The organism is Amycolatopsis sp. NPDC004625, assembly GCF_040609695.1.
In the GTDB taxonomy this organism is placed as follows: Bacteria; Actinomycetota; Actinomycetes; order Mycobacteriales; family Pseudonocardiaceae; genus Amycolatopsis.
Genome location: NZ_JBEXKX010000016.1, coordinates 46,845 through 59,592 on the forward strand (window position 1 = coordinate 46,845; position 12,748 = coordinate 59,592).

General features: G+C 71.5%; 12 protein-coding genes. 6 read left to right on the plus strand and 6 right to left on the minus strand.

Annotated elements, in window-relative coordinates:
* Position 1 precedes the first annotated feature (1 nt).
* Positions 2 to 967, plus strand: a complete 966-nt coding sequence (locus tag ABZW17_RS19945) for an aldo/keto reductase (protein ID WP_354815816.1) — start codon at positions 2 to 4, stop codon at positions 965 to 967.
* Here ABZW17_RS19945 and ABZW17_RS19950 read toward each other — a convergent pair.
* From ABZW17_RS19950 to ABZW17_RS19960, 3 genes are all read right to left on the minus strand, one after another.
* The gene (locus tag ABZW17_RS19950; RefSeq protein ID WP_354815819.1) at positions 964 to 3,573 is read right to left on the minus strand and encodes a CHAT domain-containing tetratricopeptide repeat protein; all 2,610 of its coding nucleotides are present in this window, start codon (positions 3,571 to 3,573) and stop codon (positions 964 to 966) included. The genes ABZW17_RS19945 and ABZW17_RS19950 overlap by 4 nt on opposite strands.
* Positions 3,574 to 3,663: 90 nt before the next feature.
* Positions 3,664 to 3,834: a hypothetical protein gene (locus tag ABZW17_RS19955; RefSeq protein ID WP_354815822.1), complete on the minus strand. Its 171-nt coding sequence runs from the start codon at positions 3,832 to 3,834 to the stop codon at positions 3,664 to 3,666.
* A gap of 544 nt (positions 3,835 to 4,378) precedes the next feature.
* Entirely contained in the window at positions 4,379 to 5,518 is a 1,140-nt protein-coding gene (locus tag ABZW17_RS19960; RefSeq protein WP_354815825.1) for a serine hydrolase domain-containing protein, read from the minus strand.
* Positions 5,519 to 5,878: 360 nt separating this feature from the next.
* On the opposite strand from ABZW17_RS19960, the gene ABZW17_RS19965 reads away from it, so the two are divergent.
* The 3 genes from ABZW17_RS19965 (at position 5,879) to ABZW17_RS19975 (ending at position 8,408) form a co-directional block, all read left to right on the plus strand.
* A complete protein-coding gene (locus ABZW17_RS19965) occupies positions 5,879 to 6,244 on the plus strand; it encodes a VOC family protein (RefSeq protein WP_354815828.1) in 366 nt (121 codons plus the stop codon).
* Positions 6,245 to 6,320: 76 nt separating this feature from the next.
* The gene (locus ABZW17_RS19970) at positions 6,321 to 7,991 is read left to right on the plus strand and encodes a hypothetical protein (protein ID WP_354815831.1); all 1,671 of its coding nucleotides are present in this window, start codon (positions 6,321 to 6,323) and stop codon (positions 7,989 to 7,991) included.
* A gap of 15 nt (positions 7,992 to 8,006) precedes the next feature.
* Positions 8,007 to 8,408 (plus strand): NUDIX hydrolase, encoded by a 402-nt coding sequence (locus ABZW17_RS19975; protein WP_354815834.1) that lies wholly within the window; start codon positions 8,007 to 8,009, stop codon positions 8,406 to 8,408.
* A gap of 208 nt (positions 8,409 to 8,616) precedes the next feature.
* Here the strand turns inward: ABZW17_RS19975 and ABZW17_RS19980 are convergent, their stop codons facing one another.
* The 3 genes from ABZW17_RS19980 to ABZW17_RS19990 all read right to left on the minus strand — a co-directional run bounded on the left by ABZW17_RS19980 (position 8,617) and on the right by ABZW17_RS19990 (position 10,412).
* On the minus strand, positions 8,617 to 9,354 hold the full coding sequence (locus ABZW17_RS19980) for a dihydrofolate reductase family protein (protein WP_354816295.1): 738 nt from the start codon (positions 9,352 to 9,354) through the stop codon (positions 8,617 to 8,619).
* Entirely contained in the window at positions 9,351 to 9,938 is a 588-nt protein-coding gene (locus ABZW17_RS19985; RefSeq protein WP_354815837.1) for a dihydropteroate synthase, read from the minus strand. The genes ABZW17_RS19980 and ABZW17_RS19985 overlap by 4 nt, the downstream gene beginning before the upstream one ends.
* 174 nt (positions 9,939 to 10,112) lie before the next feature.
* Positions 10,113 to 10,412, minus strand: coding sequence for a hypothetical protein (locus ABZW17_RS19990; protein ID WP_354815840.1), 300 nt, complete (start codon positions 10,410 to 10,412; stop codon positions 10,113 to 10,115).
* A 211-nt stretch (positions 10,413 to 10,623) separates the two neighbouring features.
* Here ABZW17_RS19990 and ABZW17_RS19995 point away from each other — a divergent pair, with 211 nt between their 5' ends.
* Together ABZW17_RS19995 and ABZW17_RS20000 are read left to right on the plus strand one after the other, a co-directional pair.
* Complete coding sequence (locus tag ABZW17_RS19995) at positions 10,624 to 11,532, plus strand: hypothetical protein (RefSeq protein WP_354815843.1); 909 nt, start codon at positions 10,624 to 10,626, stop codon at positions 11,530 to 11,532.
* Positions 11,533 to 11,553: 21 nt separating this feature from the next.
* Entirely contained in the window at positions 11,554 to 12,747 is a 1,194-nt protein-coding gene (locus ABZW17_RS20000) for a histidinol-phosphate transaminase (RefSeq protein WP_354815846.1), read from the plus strand.
* Position 12,748: the final 1 nt, after the last annotated feature.

The following is a 12,748-nucleotide window of genomic DNA, read 5'->3' on the forward strand; positions in this document are numbered from 1 at the left end:
AGTGGAGTACCGCAGGGTGGGCGCGAGCGGGCTCGCCGTCAGCGAAATCGCCTACGGAAACTGGCTGACGCACGGCGAGCCGGGCTGCGTCGCCGCGGCGCTGGACGCCGGTGTCACGACGTTCCACACCGCGGCCGCCTGGGACGGGGGCGCCGCGGAAGCCGCGTTCGGAGCGGCGTTCGCCGGGATGCGCCGCGACGATCTGGTACTGTGCACGGGAGTCTTCTGGCCCGAGGGCCCGGGTCCGAACGACGCGGGCCTGAGCCGCAAGCACGTGATCGCCTCTCTCGAAGGGTCGCTGCGGCGGCTGCGCACCGACCACGTCGACGTCTACCAGCTGCTGCGCTTCGACTACCGGACGCCGGTCGCGGAAACGTTCCTCGCGCTCTCGGACCTGGTGCGGCAGGGGAAGATCCGGTACGCCGGGACCTCGGAGTGGACGGCCGAGCAGCTGCTCCAAGCGCACGAGGCCGCGGCGCGGTACGACGTGCCGCTGATCGCCAACCAGCCGCACTACTCGATGCTGTGGCGGGTGCCCGAGGCCCAGGTGATGCCGGTGGGCACGCGGATCGGCGTCGGGCAGTTCGCGTCGGTGCCGCTCGCTCAGGGCGTGCTGACCGGCAGGTACCGGGACGGGCGCATCCCGGCGGGGTCACGCGCCGCCGCCCACCCGCACGCCCGGCCGCTGCTCCTGCCGGAGCTGCTGGAGCGGGTGGAGCTGCTTCGCGGGGTCGCGGACGATTGCGGCCTGACGATGGCGCAGCTCGCGCTGGCGTGGACGTTGCAGCACGAGACGGTCGCCTCGGCGGTCGCCGGCGCGAGCACGCCCGAGCAGGTCACGGAGAACGCCAAGGCCGCCGGCGTCCGGCTCGACCTCGACGTGCTGACCCGCGTCGACCAGCTGCTCGGCAGTTTCGTCCAGACCGACCCGCGGCTGGTGTGGTCGCCGCCGGCGCAGCTGCCCTAACCGGCGCCGAGGCAGACGAACGGGCGGCGGAACGGGTCGACGGCGATGGCGTCGGCCAGCGCCAGTGCCGGGCTGTCCCGGACGGCCAGCGCGCGGTAGTAGTCGTCCATCGCGGCCGCCGAAGCGAGGTCGCCGACGCGGGACAGCGGCGCGATCACCGTCCGCGAGCCGCTGGCCAGCAGGGCGCTGGCGAAGCCGAGCGCTTCGTCGCCGGGCCGGATCCGGTTCATCGCCAGCTCGCACGCGGCGAACACCACCTGCCGCGGCGGCTGCCGCAGCCCGGCCATCTCGTGGCCGAACAGGGCGCCGTCGGCCAGTTCGAGCCGGGAGAACAGCGCGTTCTCCGGCTCGTGCGCGCCGTGCGCGGCGAAGTGCGCGAGCTTCGCGCCGTCCATCGCACGCAGCACGGACTTCACGGTGGCCTTGGCGCCGGTCATCGTCGTCGCGGTGCGGTAGTGCGTGGTCAGCTTTTCGAGCTCACCGCGGGCGCCGGCCAGGCCCGGGCCGCGGACCAGCACGATCTTGCGGGCGCGCGTCGACCGGGTCAGCTCGGCGGCGAGCCACGCGGTCGCCGACGGCGCGACGACGGTCGGCCGCCCCCGCAGGCCCGGCAGCACGCCCCACGGCACGGCGTAGAGCGGGCCGGTCGGGACGATGACCAGGTCGCGGTCGCCGATGAGGCCGGCCAGCGGCCGGACGAGCTGGGCGTCGAGCTTGTCGGCCTGCTTGTGCGCCGAAGCCATGACGACCTCGGCGAGCCGCTCGGGCAGGTTGTCGGGCGCGAGGGCGTCGAGGTCGACGTTGAGCACGCGCGCGGACTCGGCGGCAGCCCCGGCGGACCCCAGCCGAACGAGCCGGCACTCACCCCCGGCGACGACGACGGCGACGAGCTCGTCGCCGGAAGCGGCGAAGCTGACCATGGCCCGCTCCCCGAGCCGCCCGGCGACCTCGGCGAGCCCCGCGACGGGCCGCGGACGGCCCCACCGCCCGGTGTGCCAGCCGAGCCGCTGGGCCTCCCGCAGCCGTTCGTTGTACTTCGCCCGCAGGCCGGCGACGGGGTGCCCGTCGTGCTGGGCCTCCTGGATGGCCTGCCCGAGCCCCCGCACCTCGGCGACGCGCGCAGCGAGCTCCGGATCGGTGCCGGCCGAAAGCGGTTCGTAGCGGTAGGTCTGGGCCCGGGTGCGTTCCAGCCAGACGAACAGCCGCCGGGCGTCGTTGCGTTCGAGCACGAGCTTCACGGCGAGGTCGGCGAGTTCCTGGCCGTGCAGCGCGGTCCCGGAGACGAGGTCCAGCCCGCCCATCCGGTCCCGGACGGCGTCCAGTTCGGTGAGCCCGGACCGGATCTCGGTGAGCGCCTTCGCCCGGTCCCCCTGGGCGACGGCGAGTTCGGCCCGGCAGAGCCGCCGCAGCATCCGGTAGTCGATGGGGGCGAGCTGCCCGGGCCGCGGCACCAGCTGCAAGGTCTCGACGGCCCGCTTGAGGTTGCCGCGCCGGATGTCCAGCCGGACGGCGAGCATGCGCGCGGTCGCGGCCTGGTCGGTGAGCTGCGGGGCCGGCATCTTCGCGGCCTGGCGCAGGGCCCGCGTCGGCAGGCTCGCGGGCACGTCCCCCGTCTCCAGTGCGTCCCGCGCGTCGGCTTTGAGGCCCATCAGGGTGGCGTTGGCCGTGCAGGTCAGGCACCCGACCTTGAGCATCCGGCGCCGCGCCGAGTAGGCCATCTCCCTGGCGAGCTCGACGTCGTCGCCCATCAGCGCGGCCGAGGCGCGGTAGAGCTCGGCCAGCGCCAGTTCGCGGCTGACGCTCTGCTCTTCGACCATGACCGGCAGGATCTCGTCGAGGTGGGCCCCGGCCTCGTCCGCGAGCCCGGCCGCGAGCAGGGCCTCGGCCTGCGCGAGCCGCAGGGTGGGCGGGATCTCCATGTCGAGCGCGCGGTAGCTGCGCTCGCACTCGTCGTAGAGCCGCAGGGCTTCGGGGACATCGCCCATCCGCAGGGCGAGCGTGCCCAGCGTCCGCCGGGTGCTGGCGGCGTTGCCGCGCAGCTCGTACTTCTCCGCGAGTTCGAGGGACCGGGTCAGGTCCGCCTGGGCTTCACGCACGTTCCCCAGCCGGATGTGCACCCAGCCGCGCGACGCCAGCGTCAACGTGAAGGCGCTCATCCGCGACTCGGGGTCGGTGCCGTTGGCCAGGCGGTACTCGTGGTGCCCGACCGCCCGGTCGAACGACGCGAGGCTCTCGTCGTTGCGCCCGACACCCATCAGCCGCATCGCGTAGTTGTGGTTGAGCGAGCCGTTGAGCTCGGCCTGCAGGACGGGATCCGCCACGGCGTTGATCAGCAGCCGGACGTCGTCCAGGCCCGCCAGCCCGGCGGCGAGGTCGTTGGAGATCTCCGAGGAGATCGCCGTCATGGTGCTGGCCAGCCGGATGCGCGTCACCAGCCAGTCGGTGTGGTGCTCCGCCGGCACCGGGTGCACGGAGTCCAGCAGGCTCATCCCGCGGCGCAGCAGCCGGAGGCTCAGGTGGTACCGCGCGACGCACGAAGCGTCGGCGGCGTCCTTCTGCAGGGAACGAACCCTCTCGATCACCTCGGAGGGGTCCAGTTCAATCACGGGCACTCACCTATGACAGCACAGGCGTCGGCAAAAAGAAGCCCGCCTACCGGTAGATCAGCAGGCGGGCTTGCCTCGACGAGGCGTGGCTCAGGGCGTGACAACCTGATAGCAGCCGTTCGCGCACTCGGTGTGCACCGGGTGGTCGACGTGGACCTTGCCGTCCGCGTCCGTCCACTGCACGAGCGGCTGAGCCGGCTCGACCGGCTCCTCGACCGGCTCCGGGGCTTCGCCGGGCTTGACATCCGTGGGCGTCGACATGGTCGATCTCCTCTCCCCTGGGGATCTGCATGGGGACGCTGCCGTGACGGTGAGTCCCCTGTCGCGAGGCCCTCTCCCCGCGAACGGCCCAATAGTTTCACATCGGAGCAATGATCGGGAGAGTTTTCGCTACGGAAAGTCAGTCCGGACGCGGTGAGCAGGCGGGATGCCCCGACCGGAACGTCCTAACGGGTGAAGTCTGTAACGACGTCCACTCCGGACGTGCACCTGAGCCCTCAGGAGGCCACTCGCGGGTACGTGGTGCTCCGGCCACGGACCGTGACCGGAGCGTCTACTGTGGACGGTCGAGGCCGCGGGCCGCCCGCCGCCGGGTAGGCGATCACCTGCAAGTGGTTGAGCTGGACCTCTGGTGGTTGTGCCGGGTGGTTGGTCGCGGTGAGTTGACGGACAAGGTGTATTCGCATCCCCTCGACCCGCCGAGTGATGCGAGACCGGCGGACCGCCTTCGTCGGCCCGGAGCGCGATGATCAAGTCGCCCGCCGCCATCGTGCCCCTGGCTTCCGATGACTTACAGGACAGCTCCCTAGGCGGTCGCCGCCGCGTGGACCGCGCTGACCAGGCGGGCGTTTTCCGGGGCGGCGCCACCCGGGAAGGCGAACCGGCGGCGGTTGTAGCCGTACGCGAGACCGCTGCGCGGGTCGGCGAACGCCTGCGAGCCGGCCGCGCCGCTGTGGCCGAACGCGCCCTGGCCCAGGACGGGGTAGTCGTCCGACACGATGGCGAAGCCGAGGCCGAAGGCGTTGTGGTTGCGGGTGGACAGGTCGTCGCCGATCGAGTGAATCTGCGCGAACTCCGCCGCGGTCTCCGGACGCAGGAGCGGCTCGGAGCCGCTGATCGCCGCCGCGTACATGCCGGCCAGCCCCCGCGCCGACGCGACGCCGCCCACCGACGCCGGGCTCAGCTGGCGGACCGGCTTGAGGTTCGGCAGCTCCCAGAGTTCCGGGCCCTTGGGGTGGTTCCGGTTGAAGGCGATGCCGGTGATGCTGTCCGGACCGGTCGCGTTCGCCTCGAGCTCCGCCAGCTGCTCGGGCGTCGGCAGCATCGGCTGCGTGGTCAGGAACCGCGGTTCCAGTTCTTCGGGCAGCCCGAGGTAGAAGTCGAGGCCGAACGGCTTGCGGACGCGCTCTTCGTAGTGCTCCTGGATGCTGCGGCCGGTGACGCGCCGGACGACCTCGCCGGTCAGCGCGCCGATCACGAGCGCGTGGTAGCCGAACGCGGTGCCGGGCCGCCAGTACGGCCGCTGCGGGACGAGCCGCTCGGCGATGATCCGGTCGTCCGCGATCTCTTCGGCCGTGAAGCCCCCGTCCGCCCCGACGACACCGGCGCGGTGCGCAAGCAGCTCGCGCAGCGTGATCCGGTCCTTGCCGGCGGCGCCGAACTCCGGCCAGTAGTGCGCGACCCGCTCGTCGAGGTCCAGCACACCGTCCTGGACGAGCAGCGCGACCACCAGGTGCGCGGCCCCCTTGGTCGAGGAGAACACGCCGGTCAGCGAGTCACCGTCGATTTCGGGACCGGTCCAGAGGTCGACAACTCGTTCCCCGTCGACGTGCGCGACGAGCTGCGCGGCATAGTCACCCCCTTGATCGACGGCAACGGCGGCGAACTCCGCACGGACGCCTTCGAACCCGTCGGCGACGGTCCCCTGGATGTGCTCGGACGACATGGCAGCTCCCTCAGTGATCTCAACGCCTGCGCCAGGATCCAACCGCTGCGATGCCGAGGTATTCCGCGGAAATCGGCCAGTGTGGTGCTGGTGGTGGCAGGGGGTCGCAGCGGGAGGCGGCGGGGGGCCGTGCCCCGCGCCGAGGGATCAGGCGGCCGGTCGGGTCGGACAGGGCGGGATACTCACCTTTGATGCTGGTGCCGGAGCTGCGGGCCACCGGGTGCCCGGACGAGCCGAAGTATCCCTCGACCTGCCCGGCAACCTATCGCGGCCGGCTGGTCCACCACGGCCGGCAGCGGCCCATGCGTCGAACAGCGCCCGCCGCGGTAGAGATCGCGGCTTGCGGGTACCAGTCCGATCATGAAGCTGACCTCCACCGTGCTCGGCACGCCGGAACCCCGCGCACTCGCCGAGTTCTACTCGAAGCTGCTCGGGTGGCCGATCCGCACCGACGAACCGGAGTGGGTGACGCTGCGCCCGGACGATGGCAGCGCCGGCCTGTCGTTCCAGCTGGAGACCGGGCACGTTCCGCCGGTGTGGCCGCCGGCCGGGGGTGCGCAGCAGATGCAGCTGCACCTCGACATCGAGGTCGACGACCTTCAGGAGGCGACGGCGGTGGCGACCGCGGCGGGCGCGGTGGTCGCCGGGTTCCAGCCGCAGGACGATGTCCGCGTCTGTTTCGATCCGGCGGGGCACCCGTTCTGCCTCTGGACACGAACAGGGTGACGCCCCGCGTTCGAACGGTCACAGGATCCGCTATGTTCGGCTGAGGTCCTGTTCCCGGCGAACGGAGTTGAGTCCTGTGGGGGTGCACCGGATCTGGCACCACGGACTGGTCCCCACCGAGGGGAAACGCCCCCTGGACGCGTTGCGCAGCAGGCTGATCAGCCGTCAGCGGCAGCACGACGACTACACGGTGACCGATCTCGGCTCGTCCGACGACGGCGGTTCGCGCCGGTGCGATCTGAAGTTCGCGTACGAGGGCGGCGAAGGCCGCTACTCCGTTCAGGTATTGCTTTCGCTGTGCTACCGCGCCGGCGAGGACCGGGTGACCTGGCTGCTCGCCGCGGCGAGCACGCGGCCGTGGCGCAGCTGCCACATCGCGCCCGCCGAGCGGATCGGGCTGGAGGAGCTGGGCGCCAGCGGCAGCGACGAAATCCCGATCGAAACGCCGGTGCTGGCGATGCGCGGCTGGTCGCGCCGGGAATGCGACCACCTGGCCGACCTGCTGGGCGAGGCTTTGGTGGCACCGTGGCGCTCTTCGGCGGTGCTGGTGCTCACCGAGCCGCCGACGGTGCCGGTGGCGGGCTGGCCCGGGCTGGTCAACGTCTTCGACGTCGACGACCGCTTCCGCCACACGCTCAACCGGCACCTTCCGCTGGGCTGTGCGCTGCCGCAGGGCGCGCGGCTGTACGTGCCCCCATGCGACCAGCTCCCGGACTTCGTCGAAGCCGCCAGCCCGGTTTCCGGCGAGGCGCTCGAGGACGCGATCACGCGCCTCATCCAGGCCCGCAGCCGGACGCCGCTGCCCGAGGAGTGGACCGGGGTGCCGAGCGTGCGGACCTGGTACGCCACGGATCCCTTCGCGTCGCCGAAGCGCGAGCCCGACGCTGAGCTGGTCGGGAAGCTCGGCCGCGCCGAACGGGAACTCGCCGAGGCGCGTGGCGTGATCACGATCCTGCGGAAGAAGGCCAAGGCGCACGCCGAAGAACGGGATCGGCACGCCGGCGAGGTCAAGACGCTCCGCCGCCGCCTCGAAGACGTCTGCGCGACCGACGTCGCGTGCCTGCGGGAGCAGCTCGCGCACCTGCAGGTGGAGGTGGACGACTACGCCCGCGCCTTCGAGGAGACCGAGGCCGAGCGCGACGAGCTCAGACGGGTCAACGGCCTGCTGGCCGGCCGGCTCGCCCGCCACCACGACGCGGACGACGAGGTCGCCGCCGCCGAGCGGCCGCCGGAGGACTTCCCCAGTTTCGGCGAGCTGATCGGTGCCGCGACGGCGTCGCTCAACCACCTCGCGATCACGGCCGAGCCGGCTCCGGCCGCGATCCTCGACCACCACCCGAAAGCCGCCGCCTGGCGCCGGAAGGCGTGGGACGCCCTTCGCACCCTCGACGCCTACGCGGGCGCCCGGACGTCGCTGCTGGAGGCCGGCCAGGACCCCGGACCCGAGCTTTCCGACGTGCTCGCGTTCGCCCGGACCGGGCAGCCGGGTTCGCTGATCAGCGCCAACATCATCGCCCTGGCCGAGTCGGACACGGTGACGACGAACGAACGGCTCCGCCAGGCCCGCACGTTCCGCGTCGATCCCCGGACGAACCCGGCGGGCCGCGACTACTTCGGCGCCCACATCGCCTTGGAGCGGTTCAAGTCGCCGGCGCCGCGGCTGCACTTCCTCGACGACACCGACCGGACGGGCACGGTGTACGTCGGCTACCTCGGCGCCCACCTGCCGACCTCGAAGACCAACTGAGCGAGAATCGCGCGCATGACGGAGATCGCGCACAAGCACCTGGCCTACTGCTGGCTCGCCCGCGGCGACCGGGTGCTGTTCCTCCGCCGCGTGCCCGGAGTGTTCCTCGCGGGCCGCTGGGAACTGCCCGGCGGGACGGCCGAGCCGGGCGAGCCGGGTGAAGCCACAGCGGTGCGCGAGGCGGCGGAGGAGACCGGGCTGGCGGTCCGCGTCACGGGTGAGCTGGCTCGCGACGCGTGGCCGGACATCGCCGGCCGCCCGCTGCGGATCCACGCTTTCTTTTACACGGTGGAAGAAATCGGCGCGGGCGAGGTCGTGCTCAGCCCTGAGGAGCACGACGACTTCGCGTGGCTGACGCAGGCGGAGGCGCGGGAACTGCCGCTGCCGGACCATTTCCGGCGCTTGCTCGATCGGTAGGGTTTTTCTCTGGTGCAGCACCGATTTCCGGTGCCGGGGTCTTCGGATGGCGGTCATGTCTCCGACGGTACCCGAACAAAGGTTCGAACATCATCGCTGGACCGGGTGAATGACGGCGGGCGCGCTGAGCGGCGATTTCCCTTGTGCCGCAACAGGAACCGCGCGAGGGAGCCCCCGAATTCCACACTACCGGAAGGGACCGACAAAACTAGCGCGAAGCCAGGTAGCGCAGCAGAACGCTGTCCCCGTCGGTCAGCACCGAAGCCAGCTCCAGCGCGGCCGGATCCACCACTCCGCCGACCGCCGCCCGGCTCGATGTCCCCGCCACCAGGAACGGCGCCACCGTCAACCGGAACTCGTCGACCACGCCCGCCTCGATCAGCGAACCGAACAACCGCGGGCCGCCCTCGCAGTCGATGCGGCCCAGGCCTTCCGCCACCAGCGTCGACACCACTCCCTCGGCCGACACCTCCGCCTCGCCCACGACGAACACCCGGGCCCCGTTCGACGCCCACGCCCCGCGCACCGCCGCGGGGGCCGAAGCGCAGGTGAACACGATCGTCGGGACCGCCGCCTTGGTGATCACCGGGGCGTCCGGCGGCAGGGAACGGCCCGTCGTCACCACCGCCACCGGGGCGATCGGGGCCAAGCCGAACCGGCGCCGGCGGCCGGCCGTCGCCGCGTCGGGGCGCATTCCCTCGAAGCCCTCCGCCATCGCCGTGCCCGCGCCCACCAGGACCACGTCGGCCAGGTCGTTGCCGAGGCGGTAGACGATCCGGTCCGCCGGGGTCGACAGGCCTCCCGACCGGCCCTCCACCGTGATCGCGCCGTCGGTGCTCGACACGAAGTTCACCGCCAGCCAGCGGGGGTCGGCCGGGTAGCGGTACAGCTGCTCGAGGTCGTCTTCGCCGAGGTCGCGCGCCGCCGGCCAGATCTGCCGGATCACTCCCACCGGACCGCCTTCGCCGGCGGGCGGGTGCCCGCGATGCTCGCCGCCATCTCGGCCACGTGCCGCACCTCGCGCACGTGCCGCGTACGGATGATCGCCACCCCCGCCGACGCCGCGAGCGCGGCGCGCGCCAGGCCGCCGGGCGTTCCGTCGCCGGCCACCCCGGCCAGCACGGGCACGTCGCCGGGCACCGGCAGCCGGAACTCCCCGACGTCCACCAAGACGCCCGAAGCGGGCAATCCGGCTGGCACCGAGGCGGCGGCGTAACCCACGCCGAACCGCGCGGCGACCTCGGAAAGGTCGGCGCCGGCCACGATCAGGTCCGCGCCCGCTTCACAGCAAGCCCCGGCCACCGAAGCATCAGCGGTTTCGGCCCCCACGACGAGGCCGGGAAAAGTCTCACGCGCCCACCCGACCAGGGTCTCGACGCCGGTCCCGGCGAAGCTCACGAGGTCGGCGCCGTCGGCGACGGCGGCGCGGGTGGTGTCCCGGGCCGACGGGAGCGCCTCGACCGCGGCCAGCACCAGCGCGCGGTCCCTGCTCAACCGGCGGCCCCGGAAGACGAGGTCGGGGGTTTTCATCGCACTCTCCCTGCTGGACGTCCTTCGCGATCATAAGCGAGGCGCAGCGGGCGAGTGTTCTTCGCCGTCAGGTGGCTGGCGTCGTCGCCGGGCCACCCGACCCATGACGGCTGTAACATTCCGGGCTTCGCCCGGGCCGGGGGCTCCGCCACCCGGACCCCCGAAGACCGCGGTTCAGGAAGCAATGGCCTCGTTGATCGCCAGCAGCTCCTGCGCGGTGCGCGTGGCGGTGAACTCGATGACTTCGTAGCGGGCGAGCCGGCGGACCACGAACGGGTCGCTGGCGAGCACGGCGTCGAGCTTGCCGCGCAGCACCGACCGCGTCAGTATCACCTGGTCGGCCGCGCCGTTGCCCTTTCCGGAAACCAGGAACAGTCCCTTCGTGAATTGTTTGCGCAACCAGTCCGAATGGTCCGGAAGTGCGTAGTCGACTTCTGTTTCGGGCGCCGTGTAGGTCAAGAGTGCGATGTACATGATTGCAGAGTAGAACGCCGCCGACCGGTTCGCATCCGCCTGGCGAGTGGCTCCCGGCACACGCCCCGCCAAAATTTCGTCAAGAAAATTTCAATTCCTTTACCGGTGCTTTTTCGACATGCTCACCGATTGCCGTACGCCCGTCGTCGTACGTCGTGGTGTCGCCGCCGGGACGACGCACCGGACGCCGAGAAGGAGGGAAACTCCGGGTATGAACGCACTCACCCGGATCTGGCACGACGGCAGGCGAGCCGAGCGGATCGCCTACGCCGTCGGCGCGGCCCTGTTCGTGAGCGGCCTCGTGCACGCGCTCGTGCTCGTCGCCACGGGCGGCTCGTGGCTCGGCCCGCTGTCGCTGCGCAAGGCCGTCACGTTCGGCCTCTCCTTCGGGCTGACCCTCGCCTCGGTCGCCTGGGCGACGTCGTTCCTCACCGTCCGCCCGCGGGTGCGCGGTGTCCTGCTCGGCGCCTTCACCGCGGCGAGCGTCACCGAAGTCCTGCTGGTCAGCATGCAGGCGTGGCGCGGGGTGCCGTCGCACTTCGACTTCGAGACGCCGTTCGACACGGCCGTCTCGATGACGCTCGCCATCGGTGGCGCGGTCATCATCGTGACCGTCATCGGCTTCACCGCGGCCGCGCTCGTGGAGCCCGGCCCGGACGCGCCGAGCCTGCGCCTGGCTATCCGCGCGGGCCTGGTCGTGCTCCTGGTCGCGCTGGCCACCGGTGCGGTGATGATCGGCCGCGGTGTCGTCGCGTCGCGCGGCGGCAACCCGGAGCTGGCCTACACGACCGCCGGGTCGCTGAAACCGCTGCACGCGGTGGCCATGCACGCGATCCTGGTGCTGCCCGCGCTGGCCTGGCTCCTGCGCTTCACCCACTGGCCCGAAGCGCACCGCACGCGGGTCGTCCGGATCGCCGTCGCCGCCGACGCGGTGCTCACCGCCGTCATCGGCCTCGAATCCTTCACCGGCATCGACCCGCTGGCCGCGCCGCTGCCGCTCACGGCGTTGTCCCTGCTCGCCGCCATCGCCCTGGCGGGCACCGGGGTCTATGCGGTGTCCGGCACTGAACCGGCCGCCCGATTCGTACGTGTCCCCCACGGGAAGGCAAGGGGCCGGTAAAGCGGCGGACGGAGACCACGCGTGCGGCACGGCATGACGACCAGCGGCCTTTTCCAGCAGGGCCAGGCCCACAGCCCGTCCTTCTTCTCCGTGGCCAGGGCGATGGGGCAGCACGCGGACGACCTCGCGGACTTCTGCATCCCGTGCAACCCGTACTTCCCCACCGACGCGATGTTCGGCGAGCTCGAACGGAACCTCCGCACGATCCTCAAGTTCTACCCGAGCGACGCCGCCGCGATCACCGCGCAGCTGGCGAGCGTGCTGCGGCTCAACCCGTCGACGATCTCCCTGGCCAACGGCTCGACCGAGCTGATCACCTGGATCGACCGGCTGCTGGTCGACGCCAGCGTCGCCGTGCCGATCCCGACCTTCGGCCGGTGGACCGACCAGCCGATGGAGACCGGCAAGCGCGTCGACATGTTCCTGCTGAAGGAAGCGGACAACTTCGAGCTCCACGTCGACGAGTACGTCGACTTCATCAAGCGCCGCGGCTCGCGCGTGGCGGTGCTGTGCAACCCGAACAACCCCGACGGCGGGTACCTGCCGCGCCGCGAGGTGCTCCGGTTCATGGACGCTCTCGAGGACCTCGACCTGGTGGTGATCGACGAGTCGTTCGTCGATTTCGTCGAGGTCGAGCGGAACCCGTCGGTGGCCGGCGAAGCCGTCGTCCGGCCGAACGTGATCGTGCTGAAGAGCCTCGGCAAGAACTTCGGGCTGCACGGGATCCGGTTCGGCTACCAGGTGTCGAATCCGGCCATGACGCGCAAACTGTCGGCCGCGCTGCCGAAGTGGAACCTGAATTCGCTCGCCGAAACCGTGATCTTCATGCTCGCCGAGCACCGCGCGGAGTACGAGGAAAGCCTCAAGAAGCTCGCGCTCGACCGGTTCATGATGAACGCGCAGCTGAGCCAGTTCCCGGAGCTGACGGTGTACCCGTCGCAGGCGAACTTCCTGCTCGTCAGGCTGCCCGCGTCGGTCGACGGCGCCGAGTTGTGCGACTACCTGCTCGCCGAACACCACCTGCTGGTGCGCCAGTGCGGCAACAAGATCGGCATGACCAGCCAGTTCATGCGCTTCGGGGTGCGGCCGGACACCGAGGTCGAGCGGCTGGTCGAGGGCCTGCGCGGGGTCGAGCGGCTGGGTGGCGGACGGCACTCGACGCCGACGATCGAGCTCGTCTCGCACGCCCGCGAGCCGGAACGGTCGATCAGCTGAG